Below are 20439 nucleotides of genomic sequence, written 5' to 3'. Positions count from 1 at the left end.
AGACTTTTCATAGTACGAGCCGTGAGTAAATTGAACGGTCTGCACCGAAGTGTAAGGTCTGCTCGTGGCCGCTAGGCCACCGTCCCGGCAGGATCCAGGGCGGACATGCATGCACACATCAGCGTGCATCAATTCTCTGAGGCTGATGACCCTGGGCAACGATTCGCAGCCATGGCCAACGCGCTTGGTAAGACTCGGCCTTTTGTTGGAAAAGCTCACGATGCGGCGTCAATGGATTGAGTGCCAAAACTCCGTCATAGATCAGATCCAGGCTGTTCGGTGCATAGAGGCCGCCTGGGCGAAGACCCACGCAGGTAGCTGGGATCAGGAACCGGTCTATTCCCTCGCAAGAGCTTCGCAGTGCCTCATATGGGCGACCGAAATATGACTCGTACCACAGGTGAACCCGAGCTTGGTTCGTGACTTCAATCCTGATGCCAAGGTCGTGTAAAACGCGATCGGCATGTGCTTGCATCTTCTGCTCCGCAGCGTCAGTGGTGCTCGATGGATCAAAGTAGAAGAGATCGTAGTCTTTGATGGAATCCTCTGGATTCCGCTGCGCCTGCAAATTCCAAACTGTCTGAAATAAGCAGCCTGCAACAAGCCAGCCGTCTGGAAGATTCAAATCATCCCAGCGTTCAAGAATCGTACGATTGTTGCTATTTTGGAGGACATCCGCAACGAAGCGCTCAGGCGTAGGCATCGGGACAGTCAATCCTTGGTGGAGCAAAAGTGAGAGGCAGGTTCGAGCCTATTTTGCTTCGGTTGCGAAAACCCGCTTCCGGCCAAAGGAAGCCTCTCGCTCCGGCTGGCTGCATGCCGGCAATCGGCAAAGGGCCTGGTGCTGCCGAAATACTGTGATGCCAATGGAAAACCGCCTGTGCGCTCCATGCACGCAGGCGGTTTCAGCTATCAAGGAGTATCTTCAGACTTCGCGCCCGGCCTGATGGCCTGAATGCATGGCGCCTTCGATATAGCCCAGATCCTGGCAGTCGCCGATACGGCGCACGGGAGTCCGGGTAAGGGATTGCAGCTGGTCGGCAACGGCGGAGTCGGCCTCGGCTCCAATGGCCAGCACCACGGAGTCGGCTGGCGTGCGGTATTCCTCGCCTTTTTTGTCCGTCCAGACGACTTCCTTGCGCTCGATGCGCGTGACGTTGGACTGCATCAGCAGCTTGCCGTGCTTCTTCACGGCGTCGTACACGCGCCAGCGGCGCACGATGGCCAGTTCGGTACCGGGATGGGTGCCAGGGTCCAGCACGGTGACTTCGCGGCCGCGATCGAGCAGGAACTCGGCCAGTTCCAGGCCGACCAGGCCTGCGCCGATGATGACCACGCGCTTGCCCAGGGGCATCCACAGCTTGGACAGGTTCTGGATCGCTGCCGTGCTGTCCGTCACCTTGAACATGCCGCCGGCCTTGAACAGCGCGCGCTCGGCCAGATTCAGCTTGGCCTTGGCAATTTCTTCGGCGCGATCGCCCGTCATCAGACGGCGCAGTTCGTCGCCGCTCCAGACATGGCTTTGCTGCGCGCCTTCGATGGCGGGCGCGGCACGCCTGGCGCCGGTGCCCACCAGAATTTCGTCAGGCTGCAGCTCGGCCAGCAGCCCGGCATCGACTGTGGTGTTCAAGCGCAGCTGGATGTTCGGGTGGTCCATCTGCCGCACCAGATAGTCGAGCAGGCGGCCGTTCTCGGGATAGGCCAGTGCGGCAAAGAACAGCGTGCCGCCCAGGCGGTCGCTGCGCTCGACCAGCGTCACGCGATGGCCGCGCAGGGCGGCGACGCGGGCGGCTTCCATACCCGAAGGGCCGCCACCGACGATCAGTACATGCTTGGGCTTTTCGGCAAAGGTGATGGTCTTGGTCGCCTCGTGGCCGGTCTGTGCGTTGACCGCGCACTTGATGCCCTTGTTGATGAAAATCTCGCTCACGCAGGCATAGCAATAAATGCAGGGGCGCACGCTCTGGGCGGCGTTGGCTTGCAGTTTGTTGGCCAGGTCGGGGTCGGCCAGCAGCTTGCGGCCCATGGCCACAAAGTCAATCTCGCCATTGCTGATGGCGGCGGCGGCGGCATCCAGCTCCCAGCGGCCGGCCGAGATGATGGGAATGCCGACGGCCTTTTTGATGCCGGTGGCAAATTCGCGATAGGCATTCTGCTTTTGCGGAATCGGTGCATCGGTGAAGGCCGTGCCTGTGGGCAGGCGCGCATAGGCCGAGACGTTGATGGCATCCACGCCCAGCTCTTCGCAGAGCTTGGCGGTCTTGAGCGCCTCGTCCATGGTGATGCCGCCGGGCGTGTGCATTTCTTCTGCGTCGATGCGGACCCAGATGGGGAAGTCAGCGCCGACGCGCTCGCGCACGGCAGTCAGCACCTCGCGCAGCAGGCGGCTGCGGTTTTCATAGCTGCCGCCGTATTCATCGCTGCGGCTGTTGAAAAAGGGAGAGAGGAAGTTGGCGATCATGTAGTTGTGCGCGCAGTGCACTTCCACAGCATCGAAGTTGGCCTGCTTGGCGCGCAGGGCGGCCGCAGCAAACCATTCCACCATCTGTGCAATATCGGCCTTGTCCATCACGCGGTAGCGGTCGGGGTAGGGGCCAACCCCCACAAAGGTCGAGAACTCCTTGGGCGTGACGGTGCGCATGGCTTCGGCCACAGGGCCGTCGGGCGGAATCGAGGACACCCACATCTCGCGCCCGTGGGTGCGGTCATTGGCAGCGACCTTGCCGCTGTGATTGATCTGGATGGCGACTTTGCCGCCGTGCGAGTGAACGCGGCGCGTGACTTCAGCCAGACCGGGGATGAAGCTGTCGTTGGAGATGCCCAGTTGGTGCGGCTCGCTGGTGCCGGTGGGCCAGGAGATGGCGGCCGTGCCCATGATGATGAGGCCGGTGCCGCCCTTGGCACGCTCTTCGTAATAGTCCTGGGCGCGTTCGCCGCAGATACCGTCGGTGCCGCCGTAGTTCTCGCCCATGGGGGCCATGATGATGCGGTTCTTCAGCTCCATGGTGCCGATACGGCCCGGCTCCAGCATTGATGCGTGGGGATTGCTCATTTTGTTTCGCTGTCTCCTATAGTTTTCGGCCGAGTTCGGCCCCTTCTTCGATGGCGCGCGCTGCATCAATTTTGTGGGCATTGCGCGCGCCCCCAATCACTGTGTGCGCAATGTTTTGTGCTTGAAGTCTTGATGACCAGGGGTCATGTGATTCCTGGCCGGCGCAGACCACGATGTTGTCCACGCTCAGGCAGCGCTGCTCGCCGCGTATGCGCAGGTGCAGGCCGTTGTCGTCGATGTGGATGTACTCCACATCGTTGAACATGCGTGCGCTTTTGTTCTTGAGCCGGGCGCGGCGAATCCAGCCCGTGGTGGTTGGCAGGCTGCTGCCCATGGCCGCCTTGCTGCGCTGAAGCAGCCAGATCTGACGCGGCGAATCGGCTTTCTCGCTGGCCTTGATGCCGCCGCGTTGCTCGCGTTCGGGGTCGATACCCCATTCGCGGCCAAAGGCGGCCACGCTGCCGTCGTCGGCCTTGTGATGGGTCAGCAATTCGGCCATGTCAAAGCTCAGCGGCCCCGCGCCCACGATGGCCACGCGTTCGCCGACAAAGCGGGGGCTGCGCAAGGCCTCGATATAGTCCACCACCTTGGAGCTGTTCTCGCCCTCGATGCCGCTGCGTCGCGGTGTCACTCCCGTGGCCACGACCACGTGATCAAAGACGCTCAGGGTTTTGATGTCCGGTGTGGTGTTGAGTCGCAGTTCTATGCCCAGGCGCTGGATTTCATGCTCGAAGTAGCGCAGCGTCTCGCCCAGCTCCTGCTTGCCGGGCACCTTCTGCGCCAGAAAGAACTGGCCGCCGATGCGGATGCCGGGCTCGAACAGCGTCACCTTGTGGCCTCGGTCGGCCGCCTCGCGCGCGCAGGCCAGTCCTGCAGGTCCAGCACCGAGTACGGCGATCTTGCGCGGAACTGCGGCTTTTTCCTGCGGCCATTCCCATTCGCGGCAGGCTCTGGGGTTGACCAGGCAGCTCACCTGCTGGCGCGTGAAGATGCGATCCAGACAGGACTGATTGCAGGCAATGCAGGTGTTGATGGCGCTGCTCTGGCCCGCCTGCGCCTTGCGCACAAAGGCCGGGTCGGCCAGAAAGGGGCGAGCCATGGCCACCATGTCGGCATGACCCTGGGCAATCAGGTCATCGGCCACTTCGGGGGTGTTGATGCGGTTGCTGGCCGCCACGGGGACACTGACTGCCTGCCTGAGTTGTTCGGCAGCCCAGCTGAATGCAGCGCGCGGCACCATCATGGCGATGGTGGGAATGCGCGCCTCATGCCAGCCCACGCTGGTGTTGAACAAGTCCACGCCAGCGGCTTCCAGCTGGCGGGCCAGGTCCAGCACTTCCTTCCAGTGGCTGCCATGCTCGACCAGGTCCATCAGAGACAGGCGAAAGCTGATGACGAAGTTCTCGGGCACAGCCGCGCGTATGCCCTGCACGATGCGCAGCGCAAAGCGGCTGCGACCGGCGGCATCGCCGCCCCATTCGTCGGTGCGGAAGTTGGTCAGCGGCGCCAGAAACTGGTTGATCAGATAGCCCTCGCCGCCCATGACTTCCACGCCGTCATAGCCGGCTTCGCGGGCCAGGCAGGCGCAGCGCACATAGTCGGCAATGATCTGCTCGATCTGGGTCGCGCTGAGTTCGCGCGAGCTGCGGTTGCTGAGCCTGGACAGCACGCTGCTGGGCGAGACGCCGCCGCTGCCGTGATCGTAGCGGCCCACATGCAGTACCTGCATGAGAATATGGCTGCCTTCGGCATGCACGGCGTCGGTGATGAGGCGGTGCCGGGCCGCCTGCTCTGGCGTGCACAGCGTGGAGAACTCGGCATGCTCGGGCATTCCCAGTGCGTACTCGTTGACGCCGAAGCCCCCGGTGACTATGAGCTGCAGCCCTTCCCGTGCACGTTCGGTGTAGAAGACCGCCAGCTTTTCAAAACCCTGCGCCTGATCCTCCAGTCCGGTATGCATGGAGCCCATCAGAATCCGGTTCTTGAGGGTGATATGGCCGATGGTGATGGGCTGGAAGAGATGGGGGTACATGGCTGAATTTCCTCACGCGCAGATGTTGTGCCAGTGTAGGAAGGGCCACGGTAAATTTTCCCTAGGGGAATTACATCGTCCGTTTGCATGTAGTCTGGTTGTTCATGATGGGCTTTGATGTGCGCCATCACCACACAGACAAAAGGAAACAAGACATGTCCATCATCGTGATGAGCGGCTGCGCCACCGGCATTGGTGCCGCTACGCGCAAGGTCCTGGAAGCGGCCGGTCACCAGATCGTAGGCATCGATATACGCGATGCGGAAGTGATTGCCGATCTCTCGACGGCCGAAGGTCGAAAGCAGGCGATTGCCGATGTACTGGCGAAGTGCAGCAAGGGCATGGACGGCCTGGTGCTGTGCGCCGGCCTGGGACCGCAGACCAAGGTGCTCGGCAATGTGGTTTCGGTCAATTATTTTGGCGCGACCGAGCTGATGGATGCTTTTCTGCCGCTGCTGAAACAGGGCCGGCAGCCCGCAGCCGTCGTCATCTCGTCCGTGGCTTCCGCTCATCTGGCTTTTGACAAGAACCCACTGGCACCGGCACTGGAGGCCGGCGAGGAAGCCAAGGCCCGTGCCATTGTCGAACAAGCGGGAGAGCAGGGCGGCAATCTGGCCTATGCGGGCAGCAAGAATGCCTTGACGGTGGCTGTGCGCAAACGCACCGCAGCCTGGGGCCAGGCCGGCGTGCGTCTGAATACCATCGCCCCCGGCGCGACCGAGACTCCCTTGCTGCAGGCGGGCCTGCAGGATCCTCGCTATGGCGAATCCATTGCCAAGTTTGTGCCTCCCATGGGCCGCCGAGCCGAGCCGTCCGAGATGGCGTCGGTCATCGCCTTTTTGATGAGCCCGGCCGCAAGCTATGTGCATGGCGCGCAGATCGTCATTGATGGCGGCATTGATGCTGTGATGCGTCCGACACAGTTCTGACATCTCCTGAGGCGCTTTGCCTTGGTGCTCCTGCGCCTTTCCTCTCTCTGCAGGAGGGCAACGACGGCCTCGCCGCAAGGCGGTTTTTTTGCTTGCTGCCCCCGTTTGGGCATTGCCGGTTTTCAACGGCACTTGCTAAAAGGATGATTTGAGATGAATACTCCAGAACATATGACAGCCGTGGTGCAGCACTATGTGGCTGCGCTCAATGCCGGCGATCTGGACGGCATCGTCGCGCTGTTTGCCGATGACGCCACGGTGGAAGACCCCGTGGGCTCCGAACCCAGGCGTGGCACGGCTGCGATTCGTGCGTTTTACGCCAACTCGCTCAAGCTGCCGCTAGCGGTGGAGCTGACGCAGGAGGTGCGCGCGGTTGCCGACGAGGCGGCCTTCGCTTTCACCGTCAGCTTCGAGTATCAGGGCCGCAAGACCGTGATTGCGCCCATCGATCACTTTCGCTTCAATGGCGCGGGCAAGGTGGTGAGCATGCGCGCCTTGTTTGGCGAGAAGAATATTCACGCCGCCATCTGATGAGAGTCAGGCGCTTGACTGCTTCGGATATGGAAGCTGTCTTCGCCTGATTTAAAAGGATTACAAGACTCTTTGAATCTGAAATCCATTGATATACAGCGGGAGATGCTATTGATTTTGTTGTTCAAGGCGGTGCAGCGAATGCCCCAGCCTGAGCCGGCTTACAGATGGAAGTGCCCGGCTGCCTCGGGCTGGTAGAGCACTTTCTCGATCCGGATATGGCAGGTGCGATCGAGAATCCGCCAGTCGATGCGGTCTCCTTCCCGACAGCCCAGAATGGCCGTGCCCACGCCCGAGAAAACCGAGAGCCTTCCTGCACTGTCATCGGCATCCTCGGGGTAGACCAGAGCCACTTCGACGGCCATCTCATCGAGGCGCAGCAAGGCTTTGGAGTTCATCGTGACCACATTGCGCTGCACCTGCCGGGCATCGACGACGACGGCACGCTCGATTTCATGCTCCAGATCGACCGCTTGCGACTCCCATTCCAGGGCGAGCAGATCTCTGAGGCGTGCCTGATCCACGGCGGTGATGCAAATGCCGCCCGCCGCTCCCGGCAGCCCGGCGCGCAAGCGCTGGAGGTAGCGCTGCGCCGTCATCGCATAGGACTTGAGTGCAGGCGTTTCACTCTCCAGCACAAAGCCGTTGTGCGCAAAGGCTTTGAGCGAGCGCGTGTTGTCGGCATGGATCCTCGCAATCAGTCTTTCGGCACGCATGTCGAAAAAGGCCAGCTTCATGCCCTCGTGCAAGGCGCTGGCGCCGAGCTTGCGCCCCCAGTTGTCGCGCTTGCCGATGACCAGCACGATTTCGCAGTCCGGTCCATTGCGGATCAGGCGCACGAAGCCCACGGGCAGGTCGTCGCGGTCGTAGGCCATGAAGAAGCGGCCGCCCTGATTGAAGAGATGGGTGAGTATGGGCAGCTGAACCCGGTCGATGAGCTGCTCTATGTGACGCGAGACATGGCGCGAATCGCTGAGGTGGCGCACGACGTCTTCGTCGCTCAGCCAGTCCATCAGATTCAGTGCATTGGCTCGCGTGATTTCCGGGCACAGGGATATGAAAGGCTTGCTCATCTTCAACACCGTCGGTTGCAAGAATGAAAGCCTTTCATGGCCACGGCGCGGGCCATGACGGTTCTTTCGACACAGTCGCCGATTCTAGGCAAGCAGATTCTGCTGCGCAGGCGCAGCGCTGATCTCGCATCTCTTTGCTCGGTCTATGGCGAGCCTGCCTCGCAGCCGGAGAAGCCATGGCACCGGCGCCGCAGGGCCGCAACGGCCGACGCCTGCAATGCTCCGTATTCAGAAGCTGCTTGCGCTTTACTGAATTTGGATTTTGATTGTTTTATATCTGAAATCGATAATATACATGCGCTTTATGCTCTTATTTAGATAGCGATTGAGGTATTGAATACTGCGATCCGGCCTGGATCGGCACACGCAGTCCAGCCAGGCCGGCCTTTCAGGGATTGGCGTATTTGAGATGGATGATCGGGTAGGCGCGGCCTTGCCCGTCGAGCGGGGAGCGGCCCGTGCGCTTGAAGCCCAGGCGTTCGTAAAAGCCCACTGCCTGCGCATTCTGCTCGTTCACATCGGTGCTCATCTCGGGATGCAGTGCCAGGCCGTGGCGCACCAGCGCCGCACCGAGGCCCCGGTGCCGGAAGGCAGGGTCCACAAACAGTGCCTCCATATGGCCCTGGTCCATGAGCATGAAGGCCAGGGGATGGTCCTGCTCGTCGACAGCAAACCACAGCGGGGCGTCTGGCAGAAAGCCGCACACCATCTCATCAATCTCGGCGCGATCCTGCGGGCTCAGAAAGTCATGCGTGGCATCAACGGCATGGCGCCAGATCTCGATCGCTCGTGCCCCTTCGTCAGGGCGGGAAGCTCGAATGGAAGTCATCGCCGGATTATGCATATGCACCATGCCCGCTCCGGGGTCAGGCATCAAGAGCGGTCCATGCCTGTCAGATGGGGCGCCAGTACCTCGGTGATCCAGTTCAGGAAGGCGGTGACCCGTGGCGCGATATGCCTGCGATGCGGGTACAGCAGGGACACCGGCATGGGCGCCGCCCTGAAGTCGCGCATGACCTCGACCAGCAGGCCCTGATCCAGCAGATGGCGCGCACCCCGGACGGGTGCCTGAATCAGGCCCAGGCCGGCAAGACAGGCGGTCTGGTAGGCATCCGTGCCGTTGACCACCAGGGCGCTGCGCACGGGATGTAGAGCGATCTCCTTGCCGCGCTGGTACTCCCAGCCCGCGCCATGCCGCCCGAGCTGGTTCGCATAGTGAATGATGCGGTGCCGTGACAGATCGGCCAGTGTTGCGGGCGTGCCGTGGCGCTCCAGATAGGCGGGACTGGCCAGATTGCACATCTCCATTGCACCGATGGTGCGGGCGATCAGGTCGGTATCCGCCAGCGGGCCGATGCGCACCACACAGTCAAAGCCTTCCTGCACCACATCCACGCGGCGGTCGCTGGTGCTGATGCCTACTTCCAGCAAAGGGTGGGCCGAGAGGAATTCGGGCAGTTTCGGAATGACGACATCCCGGGCCAGAGAGTTGGGCATATCGATGCGCAGACTGCCTCGCAGCCCGCTGGCGGCAGGCTGGAACATGGCTTGCAGCTGTTCCAGGTCGGCCATGAGTTCCTTGCTGCGTTCAAGGAACTGCTCGCCATCGGCGCTCAGCCGGACATGCCGCGTGGTGCGTTGCAGCAGACGGGTTCCCAGCTGCTTTTCCAGCTGCTGCACCACGGTAGACACACGGCTTTTGGTCAGCCCGAGCTGCTCTGCGGCCAGGGTGAAGCTGGAGAGCTCGGCAACGCGGGTGAACACATGAAGCGCATTGAAATCCATGGCCGGATTGTACTTTTAAAGTGAACAGTGCGATCTTTTTCAAAGTGTTTATTCATGAATGGAGAACACCTAAAGTCCTGGCTTGTTGACATCCTCCATGAGACCGACATGCAAGCATCTGCACCCCGTATCGCATTGATCACCGGCGCAAGCCGTGGCCTGGGCCGTAGCGAAGCCCTCAAGCTGGCCGAGCTCGGCGTTCAGCTGATCATCACTTACAAGGACAGCGAAAGCGATGCGCAGGAGCTGGTATCCCGCATCGAGGCACAGGGCAGTCGCGCCGTGGCGCTGCGCCTGGACGTTGGTGAAAGCAAGAGCTTTGCCGCATTTGCCGACAGCGTCAGGCGCGTGCTGGCCGATACCTGGCAGCGCGAACAGTTGGACTATCTGGTGAACAATGCCGGTATCGGCCTGGTGGCGCCGTTTGCCGAAACTACGGAAGAGCAGTTCGATCTGCTCGTCGATATTCACCTCAAGGGCACGTTCTTTCTGACGCAGAAACTGCTGCCCCTGATCCGGGACGGCGGACGCATCATCAATACCTCGTCCGGGCTGGCACGCTTCAGCCTCCCCGGCTACGCCGCCTATGCGGTGATGAAGGGCGGCATTGAGGTGATGACGCGCTATCTGGCCAAGGAGCTTGGCGCACGCGGCATCGCCGTGAACACCATTGCACCCGGCGCCATAGAGACGGATTTCGGTGGCGGCGTGGTGCGCGACAACGCGCAGCTCAACGCCCATATCAGCGGCCTGACCGCCATGGGCCGGGCGGGGCGCCCCGACGATGTGGGTGCCGCGGTTGCCGCATTGCTTGCCGATGGCAACAACTGGGTCACGGGCCAGCGCATTGAAGTCTCTGGTGGCATGATGCTCTGAGCGTATGCCGGGCAACTCCATTCGGAACGCGGCCTTGCCCGGCAGCGCCGGGGCGGTCAAGGCATATGGGATGCATGCAGACACGCAGCGGCAGATATTCGATGCCTGCGGACCAGGTGTTGGGGATAGGGGATTTGGAGACTGAGTCGTGCCCGAGAACTATCTGGGAAGCTGTTTATGTGCAAGAGTCGGCTATCGGCTGCTGTCGCCGCCCAGGGCCGTGACCCACTGCCATTGCGGGCAGTGCCGCAAAAGCCATGGCTCCGCGTTCGCGAGCTATGGCGCCGTGCCGCGCAAGGATTTGTGCATAGTCTCCGGGCAAAGCGACATCAAATCCTATGCATCGTCGGCTTCCGTGCACAGGCAGTTTTGCCAGCACTGCGGTTCATCCCTGTTCTGGTCCAGACAGGCCGGTGACTGGGCCGACTGGATATGTATCGCACTGGGCACGCTGGACTCGCCTTTTTCGGCGCTCAAGCAAAAGCATGCGCATCTGGAGTCGCAGCCTTTGTGGTCAAGCTTTGCCGGTGGCTGCATGCGCAATGACTGAGGGCCGCCTTAGCCCCTCGGGCTGCTGCACCGGCCTCGTGCAAGGCGATGTTGATGCGTTCACTCCCCCTTGAACACCGGCTGGCGTTTCTCAATAAACGCATTCATGCCTTCCTTCTGGTCGCGGGTCGCAAACAGGATCTGGTTGGCCTTGCGCTCCAGCATCAGGGCGGCATCGAGCGATGCGTCCATGCCGGCAATCACCACTTCCTTGATCTGTTCCACGGCCAGTGGCGGCATATTGGCAATCAGCTTCGCCATTTTCAGCGCCTCAGGGATTACCTGATCGTCTGCACAGACTAGGCTGACCAGACCCATGGCGTAGGCTTCTTCGGCGCTGACGGGTTTGCCCGTCAGCAGAATGCGCATGGCCTGGAACTTGCCCACGGCGCGCACCAGCCGCTGGGTGCCGCCGATGCCGGGCATGATGCCGATGCGAATCTCGGGCTGGGCAAAGCTGGCACCCCGGCCGGCAATGATGATGTCGCAATGCATGGCCAGCTCGGCCCCGCCGCCAAAGGCATAGCCGCAGACCGCCGCAATGATGGGCTTGGGGCACTTCTCAATGGGGGCCCAGACGCGCTCTGTGTGGCGCTTCATGATTTCTATGGGGCCGCAGGAATTCATGCTCTTGATGTCCCCGCCTGCCGCAAACACCTTGTCGCCGCCGGTCAGAACGATGCAGCGCACGCTGGCGTCTGCGCTCAGCTCGGCGAAGGTCCTGGACAGTGCAGCCTGCAGAGAAAGACTCAGCGCGTTCGTTGCCTCGGGGCGGTTGAGTTGAACGATTGCCACGCCATGGTCCTGATGCCGAACCAGTAGCTCTCGCTGCGCGGTGTCCATGTTTTCAATAGCGGAAAGCGATGCCGACATAGGAATTCCCAAGGAGTTGAACAGGGACGATGGTCGTTTTCAAGGGATGGACCAACATCGTCCTTTTGGACGTATCTGCTGCTGGTGCCGAAACCTAAATTGGCAGGCATGGATACGAACAAAAGCTTTCAAGACAAGGTGGTGCTGGTCACTGGCGGCACCAAGGGCATCGGCAAGGGCATTGCCCAGGCGTTTCTCGCGGCAGGTGCCACGGTGGTGGTGTGCGGCCGTCAGCAACCTGAAGCGTTGCCAAGCATCAATGGCAGCAGCGCAGACTTCGTTGCATGCGATGTGCGCGAGGCCCAGGCCGTCAAGGACATGGTCGATGAGGTGCAGCGCCGCCATGGTCGTCTGGACGTTCTCGTCAACAACGCCGGTGGCGCTCCCCATGTGGATGCGGCCACGGTGTCTCCGCGCTTTCACGAAAGCGTGCTGCGCCTGAATCTGTTTTCGACCCTGCATGCCTCGCAGGCCGCCAATGCCGTGATGCAGCAGCAGGACGGCGGTGGCGTGATTGTCTGCATCGGCAGCATCAGCGCGCTGCGTCCTTCCCCCGGTACGGCGGCCTATGGAGCGGCCAAGGCTGCAGTGCTGAGCCTGGTCAGTTCTCTGGCCGTGGAGTGGGCGCCCAAGGTGCGTGTGGTGGCGGTCAGCCCCGGCCTGGTGCGCACCGAACAGTCGCACCTGCATTTCGGGGATGAGGCGGGAATTGCCTCTGTCGCCGGGACCATTCCTGCGGGTCGTCTGGCCGAGCCGCAGGACATTGCCAATGCCTGTCTGTATGTGGCTTCCGAAAACGCTTCTTACATGAGCGGCACCAATCTGCTGCTGCATGGCGGTGGTGAGCGCCCCGCATTTCTGAGCGCATCGAACTCGGAATCCGTGCAACAAAAACACTGAATTTCAAAGGAGACAATCTTGACCGATCAAGACTGGATGGCAGGGGTCCGCGCATACGTGGGCAAGCAATACGGGCGTGTCTATGCCTGGGACAAAGTCAACAGCCCCATGATTCGTCAGTGGAGCGAGCTGATGGGGGTGGCCGTAAAGACTAACAAGGATGGCAAGACCATTGCACCTCCCGCGATGCTGCAGGTCTGGTGCATGGAAGGGCCGGTGCAGAACAACTACCCGCCAGGCTCCACGACAGAGAATCCTTATGAAGTTCTGAAGCTGATCGAAGCGCACGACTTTCCTTCCACCGTGGCGGTGAATTCCGAGCTGAGCTTCGAGCGCGATGTGCTCGAAGGTGAAGACCTGTACTACACGACATGCCTGGAAGCCATCAGCGAAGAGAAGACCACGGCCCTGGGCACGGGTTACTTTGTCACGCAGATCATGGAGTACTTCTCGATCAAGGCAGCGAACGGCGAAGACGAGAAGGTCGGCCAGTTGATGTTCCGCGTCTTCAAGTTCCGTCCCGCCAATGCGCAAAAGGCCGATCCCGCGCAGGCTGCCGTCCCGAAGATCAAGCGACCCGCACCAGGCGTGAGCGATGACAACCGTTTCTTCTGGGAAGGCCTGAAGGAAGGCAAGCTCCTGATTCAGCGCTGCAAGAGCTGCGGCGATCTGCACCATCCACCGGGTCCCGTCTGCCCCAAGTGCCATTCGTTCGACTGGGACACGGTGGAGGCCAGCGGCAAGGGCACGGTGTACTCGTTCGTGGTCATGCACTACCCCGAAGTACCGCCTTTCGACCACCCCAATCCCATCGGTCTGGTGGAGTTGCAGGAGGGCGTGCGTCTGATTGCCCAGCTGGTCGGCGTCAAGCCCGGAGAGGTGCAGATCGGTCAAAAGGTGCAGGTTGAGTTCAACACCTTCGACGGTGATCTGACTCTGGCCCAGTTCCGTCCCGTGGGCTGATGCGAGGAGACCGTCATGGACTTTCAACTCAGTGAAGACCAACGTGCATTCGCAGACATGGCGCAAAGCCTGTTTGCAGACTATTGCACCGACGACAAGCTGCGCGAGCACGATGCCTCGGGCCAGCCTTTCATGCAGGATCTGTGGCAGCAGTGCGTGGCTGCGGGCCTGCACAGCATCCTGGTGCCGGAAGCTGCAGGCGGCCTGGGTCTGGGAATGAGCGAGATGCTGGCCGTGCTGGAGCAGCAAGGCCGTGCGCTGGCGCAGGTTCCGCTGTGGCAGCAGCAGGTCGCTGCGGCCGCGATTGCCAGGTTTGCCGAGGGACAGGACGCAGTCGTTCAGTCAGCCATGGAGGGCGAGTTGCTGGCTCTGTCCCTGCAGGCAGCCGTGGCTACACGCGGGCCGGCGCTTGAGCTGCAGGGTGAGCGACTCAAAGGCCAGCTGCAAGCCGTGCCACTGGGCGAACAGGCCAGGGTGGCTCTGGTGGCCGCGGCGGCGGGCGATGAGATCAAGCTGGTGCTGGTGAGCCTGCAGGCGGATGGTGTCAGCCGCGTGGCCGGCATGCGCGAAGACTACTGTGCGGTGGCCGACATCAGCTTTCGCAACACGCCGGTGCTGGCCGTGCTGGGCGGCCGTGCGCTGGACTGGGTCAACGAAATGGCAATCGCCTGCCTGGCCAGCCTGCAGCAGGGCGTGACACAGGAGCAGCTGCGTCGCACCGTGGAGTATGTGAGCGAGCGCAAGCAGTTCGACCGTCCCATCGGTACTTTCCAGCTGGTACAGGGCCAGATGGCCGACGGCTACATCCTCATGCAGGCCCAGCGCGGCGCGCTGAGCCAGCTGGTCTGGCGTCTGGATGCCGGCCTGCCCTGCGTGCCGCAGGCCCACGCGGTGCGCGCCCAGTCCAACGAGCTGGGCCTGAAGGTGGGCCGCGTTGCACAGCATGTGCATGGCGGCATGGGCGTGGATGTGACCTATCACATTCACCGCTTCATGTTCTGGTGTCGTGCACTGGCTGCCGAGCTCGGCAGCGCCGAGCAGCACCTGCAAGCGCTGGGCCAGTGGCTCGCAGACAACGACACGCTCGGCTGGAAGTACGACCTGCCCGAAGACCGCTAAGGAGACAACAACATGGCAAACCAATCTATTCGCTTCGAGTCGGTGAACGTGGGTGACGAACTGCAGCCCGTCAGCGTGCCCATCACCGTGCCGCTGATTGCCGGCGGCGCCATCGCCACACGTGACTATTTCCCCGGACATCATGACCGCGACGCCGCGCGAGAGCTGGGCTCGCCCCATATCTTCATGAACATCCTGACCACCAACGGTCTGGTGCAGAGCTTTGTCGAGAGCTGGGCTGGCGACGAGGCGCGCCTCATGGATCTGAAGATTCGCCTGGGGGCTCCCAATTACCCCGGCGACACCATGAAGTTCACGGGCTCCGTGACCGAGAAGAACGAGGCCACGCGCAGCGTTCAGATCATGCTCAAGGGCAGCAATTCCATGGGCTCTCACGTCAGCGGCACCGTGCAAGTGGCCCTGGCCTAAGAACAACAAGCGGAGACATTCCTGTGAACGATATGAATATTTCCGGTCGCGCCGCCATTGTGGGCCTGGGTGCAACAGAATTTTCCAAGAACTCGGGCCGTACCGAGCTGCGTCTGGCCATGGAAGCCACGCTGGCTGCGCTGAGCGATGCCGGCATAGACCCCAAGGAGGTGGACGGCTTTTCCTCGTACTCCGTGGACAAGGTCCCCGAGTATGAAATCGCCCGCCTGCTCGGGGCTCGCAATGTGAGCTTTTTCTCGCAGGTTCCGCATGGTGGTGGTGCGGCCTGCGGCCCCGTGCTGCATGCGGCCATGGCCGTGGCCACGGGCATTGCCAAGACCGTCGTGGTCTACCGCGCCATGAATGAGCGCAGCTGGTATCGCTTTGGTACCGGCAGCTATGGTTTTGGTAGCGCGCCATTCTTTGACAATGTGAACTATGGCTGGTACATGCCCCACGGCTTTCACACGCCGGCATCCTGGGTGGGCATGTTTGCCCGCCGCTATATGCATGCCTTCGGTGCGACCAGCGAGGACTTCGGCCGTGTGGCCGTGGCCGTGCGCGACTTTGCCGCCACCAATCCCAACGCATTCTTCTACGGCAAGCCCATCACACTGGAGGAGCACCAGGCCAGCCGCTGGATCTGCGAGCCGCTGCACCTGCTGGACTGCTGTCAGGAGTCCGACGGGGCCGTGGCCATGGTCATCACATCGAGCGACCGTGCCCGTGAGATGAAGGCCAAGCCGGTCTACATCAAGGCGGCGGCCCAGGGTATCTCTGACGGTCAGCAGTCCATGACCTCGTTTTACCGCGAGGACATCACCGGCCTGCCTGAAATGGGGCATGTCGCCAGTCAGCTGTGGCAGCAAAGCCGCCTGACTCCCAAGGATGTGCAAAGCGCAGTGCTGTACGACCATTTTTCGCCCTTTGTGCTGCCTCAGCTCGAGGAGTTTGGTTTCGTCAAGCGCGGCGAGGCCAAGGATTTCATTCGCGCAGGCGAGCATGCACGCGGCGGCTCCATGCCCATCAACACCCATGGCGGCCAGCTGGGCGAAGCCTATATCCATGGCATGAACGGCATTGCCGAAGCCGTGCGCCAGATTCGCGGCAGCTCCGTCAATCAGGTCAAGGACGTGCACAACATGGTGGTGACCGCCGGTACAGGCGTACCCACCAGCGGCCTGATTCTGGGCGATGAGGCCTGATGGCAAGGGAGACATTCATGTTCATTGACCTGACTCCCGAGCAGCATGCGCTGCGCCTGAAGTGCCGTGACTACTTTCAGGCGTTGATGACGCCCGAGCTCAAGGCCCGCATGCGCGGTGCCGAGGGCGGCGACGAGTACCGCGAACTGATCCGCAAGATGGGGCGCGATGGCTGGCTGGCCATAGGCTGGCCCAAGGAATTCGGCGGCCAGGGCCTGTCGGCCACCGAGCAGCTGATCTTTTTTGAAGAAGCCAATATTGCCGGAGCTCCCCTGCCTTTCGTCACCATCAGCACCGTCGGCCCCGCGCTGATGGAGCATGGCACCGAGACGCAGAAGCAGGAGTTTCTGCCCGGCATGGCCAGCGGCGACATCATTTTCGCCATTGGCTACTCCGAGCCCGGTGCTGGCTCCGACCTCGCTATGCTCAAGACACAGGCTCAGCTGCAGGGCGATCTTCAGACCGGGCATTTCGTGGTCAACGGCCAGAAGCTGTGGACTTCGGGCATCGAATCTGCCGACTATGTGTGGCTGGCCGCACGTACCAACCAGGAACTGGCTCGCCACAAGGGTATTTCCATCATGGTGGTGGATACCAGGGACAAGGGCTTTTCGCATACGCTGATTCAGACCGTGGGCAACTACACGGCAGCCACGTACTTCGACAACGTTGAAGTGCCGGCAGCACGTTTGATCGGCGAGCTCAATGGGGGCTGGAAGCTGATCACTGCACAGCTCAACCACGAGCGCCTGGGTCTGGGGGCCTGGTCGGACAAGGTGTTTGCTCCCTTCGTCAAGGTGCTGCAATGGGCCAAGGCCAAGGATGAGCAGGGCCGTCGCGCTGTCGATCAGGCCTGGGTGCGACGCAGTCTTGCGGAGTGCTATGCCCGCCTTGAAGCCATGCGACTGACCAACTTCCGCATCGCGGCCAGTCTGGAAGCCGGTGCCATGGACGTGAGCCTGGCATCTGCCACCAAGGTCTATGGCTCGGAAGGCGTGGTCGAGGTGCTGCATCGATTGATGGACATCGTGGGCAGCAGCGCTCTGGTGCGTGGTGGCTCGGCGGCTTCCTATCTGATGGGCGAGCTGGAGTATGAGCTGCGCGCCTCCACCATCAACACCTTCGGTGGCGGCACGAACGAGATTCAGCGCGAGCTGATTGCCCAGTTCGGCCTCGGCATGCCGCGCCCCCAGCGCTGATCGAAGACATCTCACACATAACAAATACCAAGGAGACATGTGATGAGCGACACGACTGTGGTGTCGCGCGAGCAGACCCAGCTCAAGCTGGATCGTCGCGCGCCCATTGCGGCCAAGTACCTGGCCGATACGCCCTACACCATGGCTGATCGTCTGGAGGACTGTGCGCGAGATTTCGGCGAGCGCATTTTTCTGATCGAAGGCGATGTGCGCTACACCTATGCGCAATTCAACCAGCGCGCCAATCAAGTGGCACGTGCGTTGCACGAGCAGGGTGTGAGAAAGGGCGATGTGGTGGCCATGGCCATCGAGAATCGCCCAGCCTTTTTCTTTGCCTGGTTTGGCGTGGCCAAGCTGGGTGCCGTGGTGGCCTTCATCAACACCCATGTGATGGGCAAGCCTCTGACGCATGCACTGGAGGTGACCAACGCCAGCCATGTGATCGTGGGCGAGGAGTGTGCAGAGCGCTTTGCGCAGACCGAAGGGCTGAACACCGCGCTGAGCTACTGGCACTGGCAGGATGAGGACAGGCCCGCGGCAGCGGAAGTCCTGTCGCAATTCGGACCGGATCTGCAGGCACTGGCCATGAGCCAGGACGGCTCCCCCGTACCGCTTGCATGGCGCGAGGGCGTGGTGGCCGGCGATACGGCGCAGTACATATTTACCTCCGGCACCACCGGCCTGCCGAAGGCCGCGGTCATCAGCCATGCACGCTGGCTGATGGCGGGGGACTCCATGCAGCTGCTGTGGGAGATCACCCAGGATGACTGCTTCTACTGCTTTTTGCCGCTCTACCACGGCGCGGCTTCCATGTCGCTGACGGCAACCGCCATGGCTGCAGGAGCGCGCATCGTGGTGCGCCGCAAGTTCAGCCGCAGCGAGTTCTGGCGCGATATCCGCGCACATGGCATTACCTTTTGCCAGTATGTGGGGGAGATCTGCCGCTTCCTGCTCAGCGTGCCCGCGACGGACAGCGACCGGGAGCACAGCTTGCGCAAGATGGCCGGAACCGGTCTCACGCCGGAGATCTGGCAGCAATGGACATCGCGCTTTGGCGCCGTGTTCCAGATCTATGAAGGCTGGGGAGGCACGGAGTCCAACACCAATACCATCAATCTGGACAATCGCATCGGCTCCTGCGGCCGCGTTCCCTTCTGGGAAAAAACCAATTTGCGCTTGGTTCGCTACGACCAGGAAAAAGGCGATTACATCCGAGATGAAAACGGCTTCTTGCAATTGGCCGGCGTGAACGAGCCCGGCGAGGCCATCGGCATGGTCATCCAGTATCCCGGTGTGGTTGCTGGGCGCTTTGAAGGCTATACCAGCGAGGAGGCCTCCGAAAAGAAGCTGCTGCGCAATGTCTTCCAGCAGGGCGATGTGTGGTGGACATCGGGCGACCTGCTGCGCTGCGACGAAGACGGCTACTGCTGGTTTGTGGACCGTATCGGCGATACCTTCCGCTGGAAGAGCGAGAACGTCTCGACCATGGAAGTCAGCGACGCACTCGGAGACTACCAGGGGCTGGATGCGATTACCGTCTATGGTGTGCAGGTTCCCGGTCACGGTGGCCGTGCGGGCATGGCAGCGTTGGTGATGCATGAGGGAGCCCAATTCGATCCCAAGGCCTTCTGGAAGATGGCCATCGTTCGTCTGCCGCGCTATGCGGCACCACTGTTCGTGCGTCTGATGGATACGCCGGACATGACCGGCAACTACAAGCTGCGCAAGGTGGATCTGCAAAAGCAGGGCTATGACAGCGCTCAGACTGGCGACCCGCTGTTTATACGCAATGACAAGCTGCAGACCTATGTGCCGCTGACCGCTGCAACGCTTGAAGAGGCTCTGCGTGGATAGCGCCGTCGCGCAGGAGCGCGTACGGGCCAAGCCCGCAGATGTGCTGCGTTATCCCTTTGCGGCGCCTGCAGCCGATGGCAGCCATGTGGAGATCGTCCCCGGTCTGCTGTGGCTGCGCATGCCCATGCCCATGGCTCTGGACCATATCAATGTCTATCTGCTCAGGGACGGCGACGGCTGGGCGGTGGTCGATACGGGGCTGGGAATTCCCGGCACCTTCGAGCTGTGGGAGAAGATCTTCACGGAGAAATTGGCCAGCCAGCCGCTGACCCGTGTGATCTGCACCCATTGTCACTATGACCATGCGGGTGCGGCATGGTGGTTGCAGGAGCGCTTTGGCGTGCCGCTGCTCATGAGCTATGGCGAGTTCATGATGCTGCGCTCGCTGATGGGGCCGCCGCCCGATCCTCTGCCCGAGGCGCATCGCGATTTCTATGCGCGTGCCGGGGTGAGCAGCGAAGAGCTGGACGACATGCTGGCTGCCATGCGCAAGGATCCGTTCATGCCCAGGCAGCCCAGCCATTACCAGCGCATTCATCCGGGTGAGGTGCTGCAGATCGGGGAGCGTCGGTGGCGCATTGTGCTGGGCGAGGGGCACTCGCCCGAGCATGCCTGTCTGTATTGCGAGGAAGACGGCATTCTGCTGGCCGGTGATCAGGTGCTGCCGCGCATCACCTCGAATGTGATGGTCAGCCCCATCGAGCCCGAAGGCAATCCGCTCAAACTCTGGATCGATTCGCTGCATCGTTTGCGTGAGCTGCCGGCCGAGACCTTGGTGCTTCCATCGCACCAGGGCGTTTTCTACGGCCTGCATGAGCGCCTGGTGCAGGTGCTCGAGCACCATGCCGAGCAGTTTGCACTGCTGACCGGACATCTGGGCCAGGTAGGACGGGCAACGGCTGCCGAGCTGGTGCCCGTGCTCTTTCCCAGGCTGCGCAGCCCCGTGGATCGCCTGATGGCCCTAGGGGAAACGATAGCCCATTTGAACCTGCTTCACCAGGATGGAACGCTGCTGCGTACCCCGGGTGAGGGCAAGATTGCATATTTCTCGTTGGCCTGAGGTAAGGAAG

General features: G+C 61.6%; 19 protein-coding genes. 12 read left to right on the top strand and 7 right to left on the bottom strand.

Annotation, left to right across the window (positions count from 1 at the left end; all coding sequences use genetic code 11):
• Positions 1 to 118: 118 nt before the first annotated feature.
• From EIC84_RS18990 to EIC84_RS18980, 3 genes are all read right to left on the bottom strand, one after another.
• The gene (locus EIC84_RS18990) at positions 119 to 703 is read right to left on the bottom strand and encodes a nucleotidyltransferase family protein (protein WP_004341240.1); all 585 of its coding nucleotides are present in this window, start codon (positions 701 to 703) and stop codon (positions 119 to 121) included.
• A 222-nt stretch (positions 704 to 925) separates the two neighbouring features.
• Positions 926 to 3052: an NAD(P)/FAD-dependent oxidoreductase gene (locus tag EIC84_RS18985; RefSeq protein ID WP_004341238.1), complete on the bottom strand. Its 2127-nt coding sequence runs from the start codon at positions 3050 to 3052 to the stop codon at positions 926 to 928.
• A 16-nt stretch (positions 3053 to 3068) separates the two neighbouring features.
• Positions 3069 to 5084, bottom strand: a complete 2016-nt coding sequence (locus tag EIC84_RS18980; protein WP_004341237.1) for an NADPH-dependent 2,4-dienoyl-CoA reductase — start codon at positions 5082 to 5084, stop codon at positions 3069 to 3071.
• Positions 5085 to 5239: 155 nt separating this feature from the next.
• On the opposite strand from EIC84_RS18980, the gene EIC84_RS18975 reads away from it, so the two are divergent.
• Together EIC84_RS18975 and EIC84_RS18970 are read left to right on the top strand one after the other, a co-directional pair.
• Positions 5240 to 6013, top strand: coding sequence for a 3-alpha-hydroxysteroid 3-dehydrogenase (locus tag EIC84_RS18975; RefSeq protein WP_004341235.1), 774 nt, complete (start codon positions 5240 to 5242; stop codon positions 6011 to 6013).
• Positions 6014 to 6166: 153 nt separating this feature from the next.
• The gene (locus EIC84_RS18970) at positions 6167 to 6544 is read left to right on the top strand and encodes a steroid Delta-isomerase (protein WP_034363650.1); all 378 of its coding nucleotides are present in this window, start codon (positions 6167 to 6169) and stop codon (positions 6542 to 6544) included.
• 161 nt (positions 6545 to 6705) lie between these two features.
• Here the strand turns inward: EIC84_RS18970 and EIC84_RS18965 are convergent, their stop codons facing one another.
• From EIC84_RS18965 to EIC84_RS18955, 3 genes are all read right to left on the bottom strand, one after another.
• Entirely contained in the window at positions 6706 to 7617 is a 912-nt protein-coding gene (locus tag EIC84_RS18965) for a bifunctional GNAT family N-acetyltransferase/nucleoside diphosphate kinase regulator (RefSeq protein ID WP_034363646.1), read from the bottom strand.
• 388 nt (positions 7618 to 8005) lie between these two features.
• Positions 8006 to 8446: an acetyltransferase gene (locus EIC84_RS18960; protein ID WP_004341229.1), complete on the bottom strand. Its 441-nt coding sequence runs from the start codon at positions 8444 to 8446 to the stop codon at positions 8006 to 8008.
• Positions 8447 to 8490: 44 nt separating this feature from the next.
• Positions 8491 to 9402: a LysR family transcriptional regulator gene (locus EIC84_RS18955; RefSeq protein ID WP_004341227.1), complete on the bottom strand. Its 912-nt coding sequence runs from the start codon at positions 9400 to 9402 to the stop codon at positions 8491 to 8493.
• A gap of 108 nt (positions 9403 to 9510) precedes the next feature.
• Here EIC84_RS18955 and EIC84_RS18950 point away from each other — a divergent pair, with 108 nt between their 5' ends.
• Together EIC84_RS18950 and EIC84_RS18945 are read left to right on the top strand one after the other, a co-directional pair.
• Entirely contained in the window at positions 9511 to 10278 is a 768-nt protein-coding gene (locus EIC84_RS18950; protein WP_004341225.1) for an SDR family NAD(P)-dependent oxidoreductase, read from the top strand.
• A 148-nt stretch (positions 10279 to 10426) separates the two neighbouring features.
• The gene (locus EIC84_RS18945; protein ID WP_004341223.1) at positions 10427 to 10828 is read left to right on the top strand and encodes a GFA family protein; all 402 of its coding nucleotides are present in this window, start codon (positions 10427 to 10429) and stop codon (positions 10826 to 10828) included.
• Between the two features lie 59 nt (positions 10829 to 10887).
• Here EIC84_RS18945 and EIC84_RS18940 read toward each other — a convergent pair whose 3' ends face one another.
• On the bottom strand, positions 10888 to 11700 hold the full coding sequence (locus EIC84_RS18940) for an enoyl-CoA hydratase (RefSeq protein ID WP_004341222.1): 813 nt from the start codon (positions 11698 to 11700) through the stop codon (positions 10888 to 10890).
• 108 nt (positions 11701 to 11808) lie between these two features.
• Between EIC84_RS18940 and EIC84_RS18935 the strand changes: the two genes are divergently transcribed.
• From EIC84_RS18935 to EIC84_RS18900, 8 genes are read left to right on the top strand one after another with little or no spacing between them, the layout of a single operon-like run.
• A complete protein-coding gene (locus tag EIC84_RS18935; RefSeq protein ID WP_034360305.1) occupies positions 11809 to 12600 on the top strand; it encodes an SDR family oxidoreductase in 792 nt (263 codons plus the stop codon).
• A gap of 18 nt (positions 12601 to 12618) precedes the next feature.
• Positions 12619 to 13563 (top strand): Zn-ribbon domain-containing OB-fold protein, encoded by a 945-nt coding sequence (locus EIC84_RS18930; RefSeq protein ID WP_004341220.1) that lies wholly within the window; start codon positions 12619 to 12621, stop codon positions 13561 to 13563.
• Positions 13564 to 13578: 15 nt separating this feature from the next.
• Positions 13579 to 14682, top strand: coding sequence for an acyl-CoA dehydrogenase family protein (locus EIC84_RS18925; protein WP_004341219.1), 1104 nt, complete (start codon positions 13579 to 13581; stop codon positions 14680 to 14682).
• A gap of 12 nt (positions 14683 to 14694) precedes the next feature.
• Complete coding sequence (locus tag EIC84_RS18920; protein WP_004341218.1) at positions 14695 to 15111, top strand: MaoC family dehydratase; 417 nt, start codon at positions 14695 to 14697, stop codon at positions 15109 to 15111.
• Between the two features lie 32 nt (positions 15112 to 15143).
• On the top strand, positions 15144 to 16316 hold the full coding sequence (locus EIC84_RS18915) for a lipid-transfer protein (protein ID WP_034363643.1): 1173 nt from the start codon (positions 15144 to 15146) through the stop codon (positions 16314 to 16316).
• Positions 16317 to 16333: 17 nt separating this feature from the next.
• The gene (locus EIC84_RS18910; protein ID WP_004341216.1) at positions 16334 to 17515 is read left to right on the top strand and encodes an acyl-CoA dehydrogenase family protein; all 1182 of its coding nucleotides are present in this window, start codon (positions 16334 to 16336) and stop codon (positions 17513 to 17515) included.
• Positions 17516 to 17557: 42 nt separating this feature from the next.
• Positions 17558 to 19369 (top strand): long-chain-acyl-CoA synthetase, encoded by a 1812-nt coding sequence (locus EIC84_RS18905; RefSeq protein WP_004341215.1) that lies wholly within the window; start codon positions 17558 to 17560, stop codon positions 19367 to 19369.
• Entirely contained in the window at positions 19362 to 20429 is a 1068-nt protein-coding gene (locus EIC84_RS18900) for an MBL fold metallo-hydrolase (protein WP_004341214.1), read from the top strand. Before EIC84_RS18905 ends, EIC84_RS18900 begins: the two co-directional genes overlap by 8 nt.
• The last annotated feature ends 10 nt before the right edge of the window (positions 20430 to 20439 follow it).

It is taken from the genome of Comamonas sp. A23 (assembly GCF_004522605.1).
In the GTDB taxonomy this organism is placed as follows: domain Bacteria; phylum Pseudomonadota; class Gammaproteobacteria; order Burkholderiales; family Burkholderiaceae_C; genus Comamonas; species Comamonas thiooxydans.
This window is presented reverse-complemented; position numbering and strand designations above follow the sequence as displayed.